We start from the raw sequence: 15942 nt of genomic DNA, 5'->3' as shown, positions 1-15942 counted from the left end.
CACACCACTCCGGCTGCGCCTCATCACCTGTGCAACACGGCGGCGGTCCACGACACTTCAGAGCATGAGTACACCTGTCGATCGCCCGCCGCGGCCACTGTGGCCGGGGATCGTCCGGGCGGCTCTGCTGCTCGTGACGGTCACCGCGGCCGTGTTCTCCGTGGAGTTCTTCCGCAACCCGCAGGACTCGGCCGGGGCGCCCGTCCTGACGGTGATCTGGGTGGTGGCGCTCGCCACGGCGGCTCCCGTCGTGGCCTACGTGCTCAACCGCCGCACCCCGCTGGCTACCGACAGCTACCGCACCCTCGTGCTCTCCGTGCCGCAGCTTCCGCTGCTGGTGCTGCTGGCCGCGGTCGACGTCTGGCTCGACGTGCGCAGCGGCTATCTGCTCGAGGGCTCGGGCGAGGAGTCGATGTCCTACGGCATCGGCCTCACGCTCGCCACGCTCTTCGGCATGGTGGTCGTGCTGCTGGTCGCGGTGGCCGCGAGGACGGGTGCCGGGCGGGCCGGGACCGTCGCGGGTAGAGCGGGCGCGCTCGCCTAGACTCGCGGCATACCCGAACTCCTCGAGGAGGACCCCATGGTCGAGGCCGTCATCGTCGCCGCAGCCCGCACGCCCATCGGACGAGCCTTCAAGGGCTCGCTCGTCTCCGCCCGACCCGACGACCTCGCCGCCGGCGTGATCCGCGCCGCGCTGGAGCAGGTGCCCGCGCTCGACCCGACCACGATCGACGACCTCTACCTCGGGTGCGCCGAGCCCTGGGGCGAGCACGGCTTCAACATGGCACGGGTCGTGTCCGTGCTCCTCGGCCTCGACGGGGTGCCTGGTGCGACCGTCAACCGCTTCTGCGCCTCCTCGGTCCAGACGACGCGCCAGGCCTTCCACGCGATCAAGGCCGGCGAGGGGGATGTCTTCGTCAGCGCGGGTGTCGAGGCGGTCTCGCGGTATGCCGACTTCGCCGGCGCGGGCGGGGGCCGGGAGTCCTGGCGCAACCCGCTCTTCGTCGAGGCGGTCGCGCGCTCGGCCGAGATGGCCAGGACCAACGAGACGTGGACCGACCCGCGAGAGCAGGGCCTGCTCCCGGACGTCTACCTCGCGATGGGCCAGACGGCCGAGAACGTCGCCACCTCCCTCGGCATCTCCCGCGAGCGGCAGGACGAGTGGGGCGTGACGTCGCAGAACCGGGCCGAGAAGGCCATCGCGGACGGCGTCTTCGAGCGCGAGATCGCACCCGTGACCCTCGCGGACGGGACGGTGGTGACGACCGACGACGGGCCGCGTCCGGGCGTGACGATGGAGAAGGTCTCCCAGCTCCAGCCGGTCTTCCGCGAGGACGGCACCGTGACCGCGGGCAACTGCTGCCCGCTCAACGACGGGGCGGCGGCGCTGGTCGTCATGAGCGACACGCGCGCCAGAGAGCTCGGGCTCACCCCGCTGGCGCGCGTGGTCTCCACGGGCGTGTCCGCCCTCTCCCCCGAGATCATGGGCCTGGGGCCGATCGAGGCGTCGAGGCAGGCGCTGGCGCGGGCCGGCATGACCATCGACGACATGGACCTCTACGAGATCAACGAGGCCTTCGCCGTGCAGGTTCTCGGCTCCGCGGACGCGCTGGGCATGGACTACGACAGGCTCAACGTGCACGGCGGTGCGATCGCCCTCGGCCACCCGTTCGGCTCTACCGGCGCGCGCATCTCGACGACGCTGATCAACGCCCTCCAGACCCACGACAAGCAGTTCGGCCTGGAGACCATGTGCGTCGGCGGTGGACAGGGTATGGCGATCGTCCTCGAGCGCCTCTCGTGACGGCTCGGGTGGCGGGCTGCAGGTAACCTGAGGCCAGCCCGTCCCCCGACCCCGAACGAGGTGCCCCCGTGGCCGCTGGACTTGCCGCCCTGCTCGACGACATCGCGGCCATCGCCCGCCTCGCCGCCGCGTCGGTCGACGACGTCGCCGCCGCCGCCGGGAAGGCCAGCGCCAAGGCCGCCGGCGTGGTCGTGGACGACACGGCGGTCACTCCGCGTTACGTCACCGGCTTCGACCCGAGCCGCGAGCTGCCGATCATCAAGAAGATCGCGATCGGCTCGATGCGCAACAAGCTGCTCTTCATCCTCCCGGCGATCCTGCTGCTGAGCCAGTTCCTGCCCTGGGCGGTCACGCCGCTGCTGATGCTGGGTGGCGCCTACCTGTCCTTCGAGGGCGCGCACAAGGTCCTCGAGTGGTTCGGGATCGGCCACCACGCCGAGGACGACCAGCCCGTCGTCACCCAGGACAAGGCGCACGAGGACAAGATGGTCGCCGGAGCCATCCGCACCGACTTCATCCTGTCGGCGGAGATCATGGTCATCGCGCTGCGGGAAGTGACCGACCAGCCGTTCTGGACGCGGGCCATCATCCTCGTGGTCGTGGCCATCGGCATCACGGTGCTCGTCTACGGCGTCGTGGCGCTCATCGTCAAGATGGACGACGTGGGCCTGCACCTCGCGGCGCGGCCCAGCGCCGGGGCCCGTCGCCTCGGCGAGCGCCTCGTCAAGGCGATGCCGATCGTCCTCCGGGTACTGTCGACGGTGGGCGTCGTGGCGATGCTCTGGGTCGGCGGTCACATCCTGCTCGTGGGCATCGACGAGCTCGGCTTCCACCCGATCTACGAGTTCGTGCACCACGCCGAGGAGGTCGTGGCGCACGCCGTGCCCTCCTGGGCCTCCGGCACGCTCGCCTGGCTGACCAACACCTTCTTCTCCGCCCTGCTGGGCCTGGCGGTCGGCCTGGTGATCGTCGGGATCGTCAAGCTGGTCCCCCGGCGCGCCAAGGACGACGCCCACGCCGCTGAGGCGCACTGACCACGTGCCGGTGGGGCGTGAGTGGGTTGTGCACGCGCTCACCCTGTATGCCGTGCAGCACTCACTCACGTGAGTGGGTTGTGCACGCCCCTGGGCGGCTGAGCGCCCATATGTCACGCACGTGAGTGAGTTGTGCACGCGGGTGCTGCAGACCGAGCCGAACCCACTCCACTCGTCCCCGGCGCGCCAAGGACGACGCCCACGCCGAGGCTCAGCGACCACGTGCCGGTGGGGCGTGAGTGAGTTGTGCACGTGTTCAGGCTGCATGCCGTGCAGCACTCACTCACGTGAGTGGGTTGTGGACGCGTTCACCCTGCATGCCGTACAGCACTCACTCACGTGAGTGGGTTGTGGACGCGTTCACCCTGCATGCCGTGCAGCACTCACTCACGTGAGTGGGTTGTGCACGCCCCTGGGCGGCTGAGCGCCCACGGCTCACTCCCGTGAGTGAGTTGTGCACGCGACCGCGGCTGATGCGGCCGTGGCGCATCACGGCAGGGTGCGGCGCAGGGCGGTGAGGCGGTCAGCCAGCTCCGTGGTGGGCAGCCCCGCCTGCCTCCAGTCGTAGACCATCACCGCCAGCTGGTCCATGAGCACCGCCGGCCCCAGGTCGGGGACGCGGTCGAGCGGCATACCCCGGGCGACGGAGACCGCGTCGGCGAGGCCCTGCACGACCGCGGCCACGCCCGGGACAGCAGGAAGCGCGCGGTCCAGCGGCAGCTGCTGCCACCGCCGGACCACGCGCTCCAGCTCCGTCCCGACGATCTCGTCGGGATCGGTCATCAGTCGTTGCTCTGCAGGATCGCGAAGAGCCGCAGGAACTCGATGTACAGCCACACCAGGCTCGCGACGAGACCGTGGCCGAGCAGCCACGAGTACTTCTGCGGCGCGCCGGCGCGGACCGCACCGTCGATCGAGTCGAAGTCGACGGCCAGCGAGTACGACGCGAGCGCCACGCCGAGCAGGGCGATCAGCCAACCGAACTGGCTACCGTAGATGCCCCAGCCGTCGCCGAAGCCCATGAACGAGGCGGCGAGGTTGATGAGGAGGAAGACGAGGTAGCCCATCGCCACCATGCCGAAGATCCGGCGGGTGCGGCTGGTGACCTTGATGAAGCCCATCTTCCAGCCGACGAACATCCCGACGAAGGTGGCCAGGGTGGCGACCACGGCGGTCGTCACGACGCCGTCGTAGATCTGGTTGAAGGTGACGCTGATCGCTCCGAGGAACAGGCCCTGCAGCACCGCGTGCACCACGATGAGCGGGACGTTGACCTTCTTGGAGAAGCCGATGACGAAGCTCAGCACGAGCGAGCCGACCATGCCGCCCAGCCAGAACGGCGTGGCCAGGCCCGGCTGGGCGCCGACCATGAACCAGGAGACGGCGGTGGCGGCGAGCAGGATGCCGAACAGGAACAGCGACTTCACGACCACGTCGTCGAGGGTCAGGCGACCCGTCTCGACGGGCCCGGCGGGCGCCGAGGCGTACATGTCGCGCAGCTGCTGGTCGGTCAGCGTCTCGCTGGGACCGGGCTGGTAGCCGGCGGGGATGGTGGGGGCGCCCTGCGGGGGCGCGTAGCCGCTCGGCTGCGAGCCGAAGCCGGCGTAGCCGCCCTGCGACGCCTCCTTGTCGATGCGGTTGAAGACCGGGTTGACGGCCATGGGACCTCCGATGTCGTTCGGCACGCGGGGAAAGTCCCCCCGCGTGTCACTTCTCACCCTAGAACGACCGAGCCGCCCGGGGGATTCCGACGCCCCGGCTCACAGCGTGGCGAGCGAGACGTTGGCCAGCTCGCGGCCGTAGTGCGCCCTCATCGCCACCTTGTGCTCCAGGTCCTCGATGACGGCCGGGGCGAAGTCCACGCCGTAGAGCTGCTGGCAGCTGCCGAGCCCGCCCGGGCTGAAGACGTTGACCTCCATGAGCTTGTCGCCCACGATGTCGAGGCCCACCAGGAACATCCCGTCCGCGACCAGCTTGGGACGGACCGCGTCGACGAGCCCGAGCATCTCGTCGGTGACCTCCACCGCGACGGCCTTGCCGCCGGCCGACATGTTGGAGCGGATGTCGGCGCTGGTGCTCCGGCGCCGGAAGGCTGCGTACTTCCCGTCCCTCGTCAGGGGCCGGCCGTTCATCACGAACATCCGCACGTCACCCTCCTTGGCCTGCGGGAGGTACTCCTGCACCACGACGTAGCCGTCCCGGGCGATCGCCTCGATGATCTGGTTGAGGTTGGGCGACTCCGCGGAGTTGACCATGAAGACGCCGGAGCCGCCCGAGCCCTGGAGCGGCTTGAGCACGGCCTTGCCCTTCAGCTCCTCCACGAACGCCTCGATCCTCGTGGCGTCGCGGGAGATGAGCGTCCGGGGCCGCACCGCCTCCGGGAAGTGCTGGAAGTAGGCCTTCGACAGTGCGGTCGCCAGGCTGCCGGGGTCGTTGACCACCAGGACGCCGCCCGAGGCGATGAGGTCGCCGAAGCCGACGAGGGCATTGTTGGCCCAGGCCGCACCGTCCGCGTCGTCGGCGGGGTCGCTGCGGAGCATCACCACGTCGAACTCGTTGAGCGGGATCTGCTCGTCCTCCTCCGGCTTCTGGACGTCCTCGAGGTAGCGCTCGAGCGAGCGGTAGGTCTTGCCCCCGCCCGCCCGGGCGCGGGCGCTGAGCGAGCCGTCCGGCTCGTAGCCGAAGTCGCCCATCCCCATCACCCACGCCTCGTGGCCCATGTTGGCGGCCGTCATCGCCAGCCGGGTGGTCGTGTAGACGGGCTTCTCGGTCATGACGTCGTTGACGACGAAGGCGATCTTCATCCCAGGCCTTTCGTGAGGGTGGTGAGGTCGTCGGTGCGAGCGACCTCGGCGAGGCGGGTGACGGCGCGAGGATCGCGCAGCCACCGGGGGGTGAGCCGGGGCGGCCGGAGGATGCCGCGGTCGTGAAGATCCTGCACCAGAGGCAGGTCGCGCAGCGCGAACTTGCCGAGGAAGAACAGGTCGAGGCCTCCGCCGGCGGCGAGGTGCTCACGCAGGTCGAGGAGGCCGCGCAGGTAGATCGCGTCCTTGGTCAGCCCGCCGGAGCGATAGACCCGCATGACGGTCGTGTATGCCGTGCCCGCGGGCACGCCCTCGTCCACCAGCGCCGTGTGCGCCTCGCGGAAGGAGGCACCGGCGAGCATCCGGTGCACGGTGAGCACCCGCACGGCGAGCTGGCGCAGCCGGAAGGGCGTCAGGCCGCCGGAGCCGATCTCGGCCAGGACCGCGAGGCCTTCCTGGGTCTCGTCGTAACCGGCCAGGCCCTCACCGAGCGTCCTGACCGGCTGCCCGGCGCCGTTGACCTGCGTGACCAGGTGGGTGCCGACCTCGTGCTGCAGAAGCGCGTGCGCCCGGACCTCCGCGATCGTGGAGGACTCGCTGATGAGCAGGGTGCTGCCCTCCACGAGCACACCGCTGACGTCGGGCCGGACCTCGGCATGGATGCCGGCGTCCGGGTCCTCCTCGCGGTAGGCCGCGATCTCGGCGTCGGCCAGCACCAGGAACTCCTCGGCGGTCAGCGACCCGCCGGGCTGGCCGCCCACGTCGAGCCGGGCGACGAGGTCCTCGGCCTGCTCACGCAGGGTGGGCCCGACCGCGCCGTAGAGCTCGACCGACAGCTGCCGGAAGTCGTCGGTGCCACGCGCCCGGAGCATCTCCAGCTGCAGCCGCATCTCGCGGTGCTTGCCGCGCAGCAGGTCGCCCAGCGTCGGGTCGGCCACGCGGTCGAGGGCGACGTGGTCCAGCTGGGCGCCGAAGACGGCCGGGTCAGCGTCCAGCTCGCGGTAGGCGAAGACCGGCTCGTCGACGAGGCCCGCCAGGAAGTCCGCCCGGTGCTCGTCCGCGTCCACCGGCGTGACGTCGAGCAGGAAGCGGACGCCTGCCGAGAGCATGGCCAGCGTGTGGTCGACCGCGAGGTCCTCGGCCCCCAGGGCGGCGTGGGGCTGCGTGGTCATCCCCGCTCCAGACCGCGCAGCGCCTCCAGGACCGGGGCGTGGGTGGCCGCGAGCGCGTCGCGCAGCTCCTGCACGTGCTGGGGGTCGGGCTCACCCGTCCACTCGTCCATGAAGGTCTTCTTGAACTCCAGGGCCAGGCAGACGCCCACCCCGGCGTAGCGCTCGTGGACCCACCAGGACAGGGCGCGGCCCTTGAACTTCACGTTCTCCCGCACGTCGAGGTGGTGGCCCTGCACCTGCTGCGCCTGCAGGGACTCCGTGAAGGTCGCGACCACCGGCGCGAAGACCGGGTCGACCGTGCCGGTGCCGAGGTTGACCTCCGGGTTGCCGTCCACGTCGGCCTCGCCCCCGTCGGGGTCGTCTCGGCGGTGGTTGTACGAGTGCACGTCATAGACGACGAACGGCCCGCGCGCCGCCACCTCGTCCAGCCGCCGGCCCAGGTCGGCGTAGAAGGCGTCGTAGACAGCCAGGCTCCCCTCGACGAGCGCGTCGTCCAGGGGTGAGTCGCGCCATACCTCGAGCCCCCAGCAGTCCTCGGGCTCCCGGTAGACCGCGGTGTCGCGGGGACGGTTGAGGTCGACCTCGAAGCGGGAACGGCGCGCCACGATGCGGGCCGGGGCCGCGGCCCCGATCAGGTCGGTGAAGGGGTCCTCCTCCCGCAGGCGCACCTGCTCGTCGAGGACCATCGCGGCAGCGATCTCGGGGCGCAGCTCGTGGCCGGCGTGGACCGCGGCAGCGACGAGCTGACCGGACCAGTCGCCCTGGACGTCGTGAGTCGATGACATGGGCTCTTGTCTATCCGACGGCGGGGCCGAAGGCACCCGGAGGGTCGTCCCCGGGCGGATATTCCGTTTGTCGGGGGCGCCGGTTAGGCTCGGGGGGTCCCCGATGCGAAGGAGTGAGGGTATGGCGCGTCTCGCCCCCTCACCGCTGCGTGCCCGCTGGTCGGTCGTGCTCCTCGCGGGCGTCCTCGGGCTGACGGGGGCCGGGAGCGCGATCGTGGCCGGGGCCGACCCGGTGACCCCCGCCGCGCAGACCGGGCCGGCTGCCGGCGTCGACCGGGGGTACCCCCGCCAGACCGTCCTCGTCGAGCCGGCCGTCGACGAGGGGGACGCCGCCCTGAGACTCGGCCTCGCGGCATACCACGACATCGCCCGGCGTCTCAACGCCGCGCAGCGCGCCTCCGACCGCGTCTCCGCCGAGGTCCTGGCGACCACCGCCACAGGGAGGCAGGTGGTGATGGTCACCCTGACGGCGCCGGAGAGCGTGGCGCAGGCTCGGCAGCAGGCGACGATGCGCGACCGCATCGCCACCCGGCCCGCGCAGGCGGCCAGGGATGCGGGGCTGGCCCGCGCCTACAAGACGCCGGTCTTCCTCAACGCCAACATCCACGGCAACGAGTTCGAGGGCACCGACGCGGCGCTGCGGCTCATCGAGGACTACGCAGCCTCCGACGACCCGGCCGTGGCCGAGATGCTCGAACGGACGCGCATCCACCTGGTCGTGTCGATGAACCCCGACGGCCGCCACGACAACGCCCGCCGCAACAGCGCGGGCTTCGACCTCAACCGCGACCTCATCACGGCGACCCAGCCGGAGACCGTCGCAGTGCGCGACGCGATCGCGCGCATCCAGCCCGTGCTCATGCTCGACCTGCACGGCTATGTCAACGGCACGCTCGTGGAGCCGACCACGCCGCCGCACGGCGAGAACTACGAGTACGACCTGTTCGTCAAGCACGCCTACCCCAACGCGCTCGGCATCGAGCAGGCCATCCTCGACCTCGGCTACGGCGCGGAGGACGGTGTCGAGCCCCCGCAGATCCCGCTGCGCGACTGGAGCGAGGGTTGGGACGACTGGCCGCCGATCTTCACGCCGCAGTACGCCGCCTACCACGGCGCCGTCGCGCACACGATCGAGATCCCGCTCCGGGTCAACAACGCCTCCTACTCCTCGCTCACCGAGACGGAGCTGCGCCGGCGGGCCGCGATCAACACCGACATCGCCCACGCAGCCATGACGGCGTCCCTGGCCTACGTCGACGAGCACCGCGACGAGCTGCTCGCCGACCAGGTGGAGATCTTCCGCCGGGGCGTCGCCGGCGAGGAGCAGCGTCCGGTGAAGGACGGCCTGTTCGGGGTGATCGGGCCGGACGACGTCTACCTCACCGACTACCCGCGCGCGTACGTCATACCGAGCGGGGACGCGCAGCGGTCGGCGCCCGCCGCCGCGCGACTGGTCGACCACCTGGTCGCCAACGGGGTGCAGGTGCGGCAGCTGACCCAGCCCGCGCAGATCGCGGGCTCGGCCTACCCGGTCGGGAGCTACGTCGTCGACCTGCACCAGTCGCGACGCGGCCTGGCCAACACCATCCTCGGCGCGGGGACCGACATCTCCGGGCGCGTGGACGCGATGTACGACATCTCCGGCTGGAGCCACGGGCTGCTCTGGGGAGCGTCGGTGGTCAGCGTGCCCGAGGGTGAGCCGCTGCAGGTGGTGGGCGGCCTCGTCGCTGACGCCGTGGCCGCCGGCTCGCTGGCGCCGTCGGACACCGGGTGGGTGCTCTCGCTCGAGGACCCGGCCGACGTCCGGGCGCTCGGTCGGCTGCTCGAGGCGGGCGCGGCGCTGGAGCGTCTGCCTGACGGTGGCGTGCTCGTGCCCGCGCCGGCGCGGGCGGTGGCGACCCAGGTGGTCGCTGACCTGGGGGTGGAGCTGGCCTCGGCGCCGGCAGGCGCCTCCGGCGAGGAGCTCGACGAACCGACCATCGGGGTGGCCGGCACGGCCGAGGAGCTGTGGGCCTTCGGCGAGATGGGGCTGTCGGTGGAGCCGGTGTCGACCCGCGCGCTCAACGACGGGCTGGAGCTGGACGGGCTGGACACGCTCTACGTGTCCAGCGGTCTGGTCTGGCGCGACCTCGACGAGCGCGGCCGGGCCGAGCTGCGCGAGTTCGTCGCGGACGGCGGCGGCGTCGTCGGACGGGGCCGGGCCGGCGCGGCCGTCAACGACGCGCTCGACCTGCTGGAGGTGACCACGGCTGCTGGGCGCTCCGACGCCAACGGCGTGGTGGCCGTGGAGAACGCGGGCGGACCCGTCACCGGCGACGCCACACCGCACACCTTCGTCTACTCCCCCCTGTGGTTCACCGATCTCGGCGACGGCGTCAGCGCGGACCAGAGCTACGCCACCGCCCCGCTCGTCAGCGGCCACTGGCGCGCCGACGCCCAGGGAGCGGGCGGCCCCAAGGCCGCCGCAGGTCAGGCCGTGGTGGTCCGCGGCGAGGATGAGGTCACCGGTGCGCGCACGGTGCTGTTCGGTTCCGAGCCGCTCTTCCGGGCCCACCCCAAGGGCCAGTACGCCCTCGTCGCCCGCGCCCTGCTCTGGACGGCCGGCGACGACACCCCCACCCCCTGACCGAACGCGTCGTGTGGGTGCTGCGGCTCGGTGCCCCCGGCGGGATTCGAACCCGCACTGAACCCATTTTAAGTGGGCTGCCTCTGCCGGTTGGGCTACGGGGGCGGGACCGGGACGTCGAAGCGATCGGTCGTGCCCGGCAAGGATAGCCAGCCGGTCAGAGGCGGCTGACGACGTCGTCCAGCATCGACTCGGTGAGCCGGCCGGTGAAGGTGTTCTGCTGACTGACGTGATAGCTGCCGACCAGTCGCACGTCCCGTCCCGCGGCCGTCGTCAGCACAGCCTCCGCCCCGTGGCCGAACCGCGGTCTGGGCCGCGGCACACGCCACTCCAGCGCCCGGGCAGCGGTCAGCACCGCGTCCCATCCGATCCCGCCGAGCGCGAGGATCGAGCGTAGCCCCGGCTCGAGCAGGGTGAGCTCACGCTGCAGCCAGGGCCGGCAGGTCGCACGTTCCTCCACCGTCGGGGCGTTGTCCGGCGGGGCGCAGTGGACGGGCGCGGTGATACGCAGGTCTCGCAGCGTCATACCGTCCCCGGCGTGGGTGGAGGTCGCCTGGCTGGCGTATCCCGCCCGGTGGAGCGCGGCGTAGATCCAGTCACCCGACCTGTCCCCCGTGAACATCCGTCCGGTGCGGTTGGCGCCGTGGGCCGCGGGAGCCAGACCGACGACCAGCACGCCCGCGTCGCTCGGCCCGATCCCTGGGGCGGGACGCCCCCAGTACGGCTGGTCCGCGAAGCTCGCACGCTTGGTCCTGGCCACGGTCTCCCGCCAGCCGACCAGGCGAGGGCAGGCGGTGCACACCGACACCCGCGCGTCCAGGGTCGCGAGGTCGCCTGAGCCCGTCGCCAGTCTGCGGACCCCGGCCGCGCTTCGCGCCCTCCTGGTATGCCGTTCCGCCGGGTCCTGCGGCCAGCCCGTCCCGGGCGGGACCGGGCTCGGGAAAAGCTCGCCGGTCAACGGGTGCGGGAGGTTGGTCGTCACGACCCCATCCTGCAGCAACCACACGACGCGCCCGGTCGCTCCCGGGGAAACCACACGACGCGCCCGGTCGCTCCCGGGGAAACCACACGACGCGTTCGGTCGGTCAGGGGTGCTGGGAGAGCGCGATCCCGTCGAGGATGTCGGTCTCGGAGGCCCGGACGGTGGCCAGCCCGGAGTCGTGGGCGACCCGCTGCACGACGGTGCGCCAGATCAGGGCGCCGGCGCCGATGACGTCGACCCGACCCTCGTGCATGAACGGCAGCTCTCGACGCCGCGAGCGAGGGCTCAGCAGCAGGTCGGTGCACGCGTCGATGACGGCCTCGACCGGCAGCTCGGCACCGTGGATGCGGGTGGAGTCGTAGGTGGGCAGGTCCAGCGCGTGCGCCGTCACCGTGGTGACCGACCCGGCGAGCCCGACGAGGGTGCCGATCCCGGTGAGGTCGACCTCCTGGGCCGCGGCCTCGACGGCCCGCACGATGTCGGCCAGCGCGGCCCACACCTGGTCCTCGGTCGGCGGGTCGTCGTGGAGATGGCGCTCGGTCATCCGCACGCAGCCGATGTCAACCGACCGGGCAGCCTGGACGTGCTCCGTGCCGCGCACGAACTCGGTGGAGCCGCCACCGATGTCGACGACGAGGTAGGGCCCGGGGGCCCCGGCGGCCCGCAGGCTGCCCGTCGCGCCCACGAAGGAGAGCTCGGCCTCCTCGGCGCCGGAGACCACCTCGGGCGCGACGTCGAGCTCGCCGAACGCCTCGCGCACCCCTGCCACGAAGTCGTCGGCGTTGGCCGCGTCCCGCGAGGCCGACGTGGCGACGAAGCGCACGGACTCGCACCCCGCATCCCGGCACAGCGCGGCATACCCCTCGGCAGCGGCGAGGGTGCGCATCATCGCACCGTCGGAGATCCGGCCCGTGGCGTCGATCCCCTCGCCCAGCCGGACGATCTGCATCGTGCGGGTCACCTCGGTGAGTCCGCCGGCGCCGTCGAGGTCGGCGATCAGCAGCCGGATCGAGTTGGTGCCGCAGTCCACGGCACCGACCCGGGTCACGACGCCTCGTCCGCGGCCGCCTCGGGCTCGAGGATCGGCTCGAGCGGATGGTGCTTGGGGCAGGTGTTGACGACGTGCTCCGGCTGCGGCTGGTCCTCGTCGAGCGCGCCGCAGCACCCCCCGTGCCACCACTCGGGGAGCATCTCCAGCGCCTCGTCACCCAAGGGGTTGACCCCCGGGCCGGCTGCCAGGGCGTGGGCGACGAGGACGTGGAGGCACTTGACGCGGTTAGGCATGCCGCCGGCGCTGATGCCGGCGATCTCCGGCACGTGCGCGAGCTCCTCGCGCCGGCGCAGGTAGTCGTCGTGCGCCTGGGCGTAGTGCCAGGCGAGCTGCTCGTCCTGGAGCAGACGCTGCGACATCTCGCGCATGAGACCCGTGCTCTCCAGGGTGGAGATCTCGGCCGTGAGCCGGGGGCACGTGGCGTAGAAGCTCGTCGGGAACGGCGTGCCGTCCGGCAGTCGGGGCTCCGTGCGCACCACGGTCGGGCACCCGCAGGGGCACCGGTGGGCGATGGAGACGACGCTACGGGGCTCGCGGCCGAGCTGACGACTGATGACGCGGAGGTCCTCCGGTGTCGGGGACTGCTCCAGGGTGGTGCGGTCTGGGGTGCTCATGGCTCCTTGGTCTCGGGGAGACCTTCGTTGGCGATCTTGACCGACTCCCAGACCTGGCCGTACCACGGGCTTGCCGCGAGTACGTCGTCGGCGACGGGTGCCATTCCAGGGAGCGTCTCAGTGTAATCCGTCCCCGTGTCGTCGATCACCGTGAAGGCCGTCTCGCCCTCCTTGACGAACCTGAGTCGCTCCCGCGCCTGCCGTTCCACGAAGGCCGGGTCGTCCCACTTCTTCAGCTCCGCCTCCAGGTCGGCGATCTGCGCCTGCTCCTCTGCGATGGCCCGCCGCGCCTCACCGATCTCCGCGCGCTGGCGCAGGTAGCCCGACAGCACCGGAGCCAGGATCGCGCCCATCACCACGACGAGCACGACGAGCGTGAGCATCCGCCGCACGTGCGCCGGCGCCCTGCGCACCTGGGCGGCCGCCTGCGACACACCGCGGACCCCTGGCCGCGGCCCGCCGCGCCGGGCACCGGGGCGCGTCGAGACCGGGCGGGCACCGCGCGGCGTGCGTGCGGGACTCATGATGCTCCTGGGTCGGCTGGTGCGGTCCTCTTCAGGGTATGCCGCGCGCCCGGCTCTCCCCGGCAGGCCGCGCCGGGCGCCTGGCCAGGCTCCCGTCAGCCGCGGAAGCGCGGGAAGGCGCCGGCACCGGCATACACGGCGGCGTCGTCGAGCTCCTCCTCGATGCGCAGCAGCTGGTTGTACTTGGCGACGCGCTCGGAGCGGGCCGGCGCGCCGGTCTTGATCTGGCCGCAGTTGGTGGCGACGGCCAGGTCGGCGATCGTGGTGTCCTCGGTCTCTCCGGAGCGGTGGGACATCATGCAGCGGAAGCCGTTGGACTGGGCCAGGGCGACCGCGTCGAGGGTCTCGGTCAGCGTGCCGATCTGGTTGACCTTCACCAGCAGCGCGTTCCCGGCCTTGTCGCTGATCCCGCGCTGCAGGCGCTCGGGGTTGGTGACGAACAGGTCGTCGCCGACGAGCTGGACCTTGTCGCCGAGCGCGGCGGTGATCTTCTGCCAGCCCTCCCAGTCGTCCTCGTTCAGCGGGTCCTCGATCGAGACCAGCGGGTAGGCGTCGACGAGCTCGGAGTAGTAGGCGATCATCTCGTCCGCCGACCTCGACGCGCCCTCGAAGGCGTAGGAGCCGTCCTCGTGGAACTCGCTGGCCGCGACGTCGAGCGCCAGGGCGATGTCGGAGCCGACGGCGTAGCCGGCCTTCTCGATGGCCTCGACGATCAGGTCGAGGGCGGCCCGGTTGGACTCCAGGTTCGGCGCGAAGCCACCCTCGTCCCCGAGACCGGTGGCCAGCCCGCGCTCCTTGAGCACGCCCTTGAGCGCGTGGTAGACCTCCGCGCCCCAGCGCAGCGCCTCGCGGAAGGAGCCCGCGCCGATCGGGGCGATCATGAACTCCTGGATGTCGACGTTGGAGTCGGCGTGCGAGCCGCCGTTGAGGATGTTCATCATCGGGACGGGCAGCACATGGGCGTTGGGGCCGCCGACGTAGCGGAACAGCGGCAGGCCGGCCGAGTCGGCCGCGGCGCGGGCCACGGCCAGGGAGACGCCGAGGATGGCGTTGGCGCCGATCTCGGCCTTGTTGTCGGTGCCGTCGGCGGCAAGCATCTCGGCGTCGACGAGGCGCTGCTCGGAGGCGTCGAAGCCGAGCAGGCGCGGCTCGAGGTCGTCCATGACGGCGGCCACGGCGTTCTCGACGCCCTTGCCGAGGTAGCGGCCCTCGTCACCGTCGCGACGCTCGACCGCCTCGAAGGCGCCCGTCGAGGCGCCGGAGGGCACGGCGGCGCGGGCGACGGTGCCGTCGTCCAGACCCACCTCGACCTCGACGGTCGGGTTGCCTCGGGAGTCGAGGATCTCGCGGGCGATGATGGCGTCGATGGCGGCCATGGGCGCTCCTTCGTTGAGGGTGGTGCTGGTGGGCGGTCTCGGTGCTAGAGCCTAGTCGGCAGGTGCCGTCGGGCCGGTCGAGGATCGTGCGGCCGCGTCCAGGTCGCGGAGGGTATGCCGCAGGGCGGCGCCCGCGTCGACGTCGCCGTCGTGCAGGTCCAGGACGGCGTCGAGCAGCAGGGCGCCCGGGTCGTGCTGGTCGAGCCGGCTCTCGACCCAGTCGCGCAGCCACTCCTCGAGCCCGGCCCGCCGCAGGCGCGAGGCGACCTTGGTCGCCCGGGCGAGCTCCGGCATACCCGGGGCGATGCCGTCCAGGGCGTGCGTGCGGTGCGGCTTCTCGGCTGCCTTGAGCTGCTCCCAGTTGGCCTCGACCGCCTCGGGCGTGTCGGCCTCGACGTCGGCGAAGACGTGCGGGTGGCGGTGGACGAGCTTGGCGACCAGGGCCGCCGCGACGTCGTCGATGTCGAACGGGTCGACCTCGTGCTCGGCGGCGACGCGCGCGTGGAACAGCACCTGCAGGAGGACGTCGCCGAGCTCCTCGGCGGCGTGCTCGCGGGCCGCGTCGCTCTCGGCCCCGTCGAGCACCTCGAGGGCCTCGACGGCCTCGTGGGCCTCCTCGACGAGGTAGGGCGTGAGGCTGCTGTGCGTCTGCCGCGCGTCCCACGGGCAACCCCCGGGCGAGCGGAGGCGGTCCATGACGGCGACCGCGTCGAGCAGGCGGGCGCCGGGCGTGTCCCAGGAGCCCACGACCAGCTCGAGGGTCGGGGCGTCGTCCGGCAGCGCGACCGCGAGCGCCTCGGAGAGCCCGGGGTCGCCGTCGGGCGAGCCGACCCACAGCACGTGCGGATGGGTGTCCAGCAGGTCGAGCAGGTGCCGTGCCAGGGCCTGCGGGCTCGCGGTGTATGCCGTGGCCACCGGCTCGGGGAGGCCCGCGACCGGCAACCCTGCCGCTCGGAGCGCGGTGGGCTGGTCCGCTGCCGGGTCGGCCGCGACGACGAGGTCCGCCTCGCGGAGCGCGTCCCAGGCGGAGGCGGCCAGCAGACCCGGGGCGACCCGGGGGCTGGTGGTCAGCAGGCTCAGCCGGCGGGCTCCGGCGTGCGTCGGTGGGGTCACCGCGGGCGCGTCCTGCTCGACCTGTCGGTCACCGTGCAGCACCCGCCCGTCGGTCAC

Annotated in this window: 15 protein-coding genes and 1 tRNA gene; 4 read left to right on the top strand and 12 right to left on the bottom strand. The window is 72.1% G+C overall.

Annotated elements, in window-relative coordinates; translation table 11 throughout:
• The first annotated feature begins 64 nt into the window (after positions 1 to 64).
• From IEV65_RS01645 to IEV65_RS01635, 3 genes are all read left to right on the top strand, one after another.
• Entirely contained in the window at positions 65 to 544 is a 480-nt protein-coding gene (locus IEV65_RS01645; RefSeq protein ID WP_188427866.1) for a hypothetical protein, read from the top strand.
• A gap of 36 nt (positions 545 to 580) precedes the next feature.
• On the top strand, positions 581 to 1804 hold the full coding sequence (locus IEV65_RS01640; protein ID WP_188427865.1) for an acetyl-CoA C-acetyltransferase: 1224 nt from the start codon (positions 581 to 583) through the stop codon (positions 1802 to 1804).
• 68 nt (positions 1805 to 1872) lie between these two features.
• Complete coding sequence (locus IEV65_RS01635; RefSeq protein ID WP_188427864.1) at positions 1873 to 2838, top strand: DUF808 domain-containing protein; 966 nt, start codon at positions 1873 to 1875, stop codon at positions 2836 to 2838.
• A 489-nt stretch (positions 2839 to 3327) separates the two neighbouring features.
• Here the strand turns inward: IEV65_RS01635 and IEV65_RS01630 are convergent, their stop codons facing one another.
• From IEV65_RS01630 to IEV65_RS01610, 5 genes are all read right to left on the bottom strand, one after another.
• Positions 3328 to 3621 carry a hypothetical protein gene (locus IEV65_RS01630; RefSeq protein WP_188427863.1) on the bottom strand — a complete coding sequence of 98 codons (294 nt, stop codon included), beginning with the start codon at positions 3619 to 3621 and terminating at the stop codon, positions 3328 to 3330.
• Entirely contained in the window at positions 3621 to 4499 is an 879-nt protein-coding gene (locus tag IEV65_RS01625; RefSeq protein ID WP_188429366.1) for a Bax inhibitor-1/YccA family protein, read from the bottom strand. Before IEV65_RS01625 ends, IEV65_RS01630 begins: the two co-directional genes overlap by 1 nt.
• Positions 4500 to 4598: 99 nt before the next feature.
• A complete protein-coding gene (locus IEV65_RS01620; protein WP_188427862.1) occupies positions 4599 to 5642 on the bottom strand; it encodes a glutathione synthetase in 1044 nt (347 codons plus the stop codon).
• Complete coding sequence (locus IEV65_RS01615; protein WP_188427861.1) at positions 5639 to 6814, bottom strand: peptidase MATCAP family protein; 1176 nt, start codon at positions 6812 to 6814, stop codon at positions 5639 to 5641. Before IEV65_RS01615 ends, IEV65_RS01620 begins: the two co-directional genes overlap by 4 nt.
• Positions 6811 to 7599 carry an N-formylglutamate amidohydrolase gene (locus IEV65_RS01610; protein ID WP_188427860.1) on the bottom strand — a complete coding sequence of 263 codons (789 nt, stop codon included), beginning with the start codon at positions 7597 to 7599 and terminating at the stop codon, positions 6811 to 6813. The genes IEV65_RS01615 and IEV65_RS01610 overlap by 4 nt, the downstream gene beginning before the upstream one ends.
• 121 nt (positions 7600 to 7720) lie before the next feature.
• Here IEV65_RS01610 and IEV65_RS01605 point away from each other — a divergent pair, with 121 nt between their 5' ends.
• On the top strand, positions 7721 to 10225 hold the full coding sequence (locus IEV65_RS01605) for a M14 family zinc carboxypeptidase (RefSeq protein WP_188427859.1): 2505 nt from the start codon (positions 7721 to 7723) through the stop codon (positions 10223 to 10225).
• A 31-nt stretch (positions 10226 to 10256) separates the two neighbouring features.
• Here IEV65_RS01605 and IEV65_RS01600 read toward each other — a convergent pair.
• The 7 genes from IEV65_RS01600 to IEV65_RS01570 all read right to left on the bottom strand — a co-directional run bounded on the left by IEV65_RS01600 (position 10257) and on the right by IEV65_RS01570 (position 15942).
• Positions 10257 to 10330: transfer RNA gene (locus IEV65_RS01600), tRNA-Leu, on the bottom strand.
• Positions 10331 to 10382: 52 nt separating this feature from the next.
• A complete protein-coding gene (locus IEV65_RS01595; protein ID WP_188427858.1) occupies positions 10383 to 11207 on the bottom strand; it encodes a uracil-DNA glycosylase in 825 nt (274 codons plus the stop codon).
• Between the two features lie 103 nt (positions 11208 to 11310).
• A complete protein-coding gene (locus IEV65_RS01590; RefSeq protein ID WP_188427857.1) occupies positions 11311 to 12255 on the bottom strand; it encodes a Ppx/GppA phosphatase family protein in 945 nt (314 codons plus the stop codon).
• Positions 12252 to 12872 (bottom strand): DUF501 domain-containing protein, encoded by a 621-nt coding sequence (locus tag IEV65_RS01585; RefSeq protein ID WP_188427856.1) that lies wholly within the window; start codon positions 12870 to 12872, stop codon positions 12252 to 12254. The genes IEV65_RS01590 and IEV65_RS01585 overlap by 4 nt, the downstream gene beginning before the upstream one ends.
• Entirely contained in the window at positions 12869 to 13396 is a 528-nt protein-coding gene (locus IEV65_RS01580) for a septum formation initiator family protein (RefSeq protein WP_188427855.1), read from the bottom strand. The genes IEV65_RS01585 and IEV65_RS01580 overlap by 4 nt, the downstream gene beginning before the upstream one ends.
• A 95-nt stretch (positions 13397 to 13491) precedes the next feature.
• Complete coding sequence (gene eno, locus IEV65_RS01575) at positions 13492 to 14772, bottom strand: phosphopyruvate hydratase (RefSeq protein WP_188427854.1); 1281 nt, start codon at positions 14770 to 14772, stop codon at positions 13492 to 13494.
• A gap of 51 nt (positions 14773 to 14823) precedes the next feature.
• Positions 14824 to 15942, bottom strand: a complete 1119-nt coding sequence (locus IEV65_RS01570) for a nucleoside triphosphate pyrophosphohydrolase (protein WP_229734781.1) — start codon at positions 15940 to 15942, stop codon at positions 14824 to 14826.

The sequence above is a fragment of the Ornithinimicrobium tianjinense genome (assembly GCF_014636495.1).
GTDB lineage: Bacteria > Actinomycetota > Actinomycetes > Actinomycetales > Dermatophilaceae > Ornithinicoccus > Ornithinicoccus tianjinensis.
The sequence above is the reverse complement of the archived record's forward strand: the minus strand, read 5'-3'. Positions and strand labels throughout refer to the sequence as shown.

Bases quoted from the DNA above. Each gene is read 5' to 3' on its own strand.
- eno (WP_188427854.1), bottom strand. From the start codon at position 14,772: ATGGCCGCCATCGACGCCATCATCGCCCGCGAGATCCTCGACTCCCGA.
- IEV65_RS01610 (WP_188427860.1), bottom strand. From the start codon at position 7,599: ATGTCATCGACTCACGACGTCCAGGGCGACTGGTCCGGTCAGCTCGTC.
- IEV65_RS01645 (WP_188427866.1), top strand. From the start codon at position 65: ATGAGTACACCTGTCGATCGCCCGCCGCGGCCACTGTGGCCGGGGATC.
- IEV65_RS01620 (WP_188427862.1), bottom strand. From the start codon at position 5,642: ATGAAGATCGCCTTCGTCGTCAACGACGTCATGACCGAGAAGCCCGTC.
- IEV65_RS01630 (WP_188427863.1), bottom strand. From the start codon at position 3,621: ATGACCGATCCCGACGAGATCGTCGGGACGGAGCTGGAGCGCGTGGTC.
- IEV65_RS01625 (WP_188429366.1), bottom strand. From the start codon at position 4,499: ATGGCCGTCAACCCGGTCTTCAACCGCATCGACAAGGAGGCGTCGCAG.
- IEV65_RS01615 (WP_188427861.1), bottom strand. From the start codon at position 6,814: ATGACCACGCAGCCCCACGCCGCCCTGGGGGCCGAGGACCTCGCGGTC.
- IEV65_RS01585 (WP_188427856.1), bottom strand. From the start codon at position 12,872: ATGAGCACCCCAGACCGCACCACCCTGGAGCAGTCCCCGACACCGGAG.
- IEV65_RS01605 (WP_188427859.1), top strand. From the start codon at position 7,721: ATGGCGCGTCTCGCCCCCTCACCGCTGCGTGCCCGCTGGTCGGTCGTG.
- IEV65_RS01640 (WP_188427865.1), top strand. From the start codon at position 581: ATGGTCGAGGCCGTCATCGTCGCCGCAGCCCGCACGCCCATCGGACGA.
- IEV65_RS01580 (WP_188427855.1), bottom strand. From the start codon at position 13,396: ATGAGTCCCGCACGCACGCCGCGCGGTGCCCGCCCGGTCTCGACGCGC.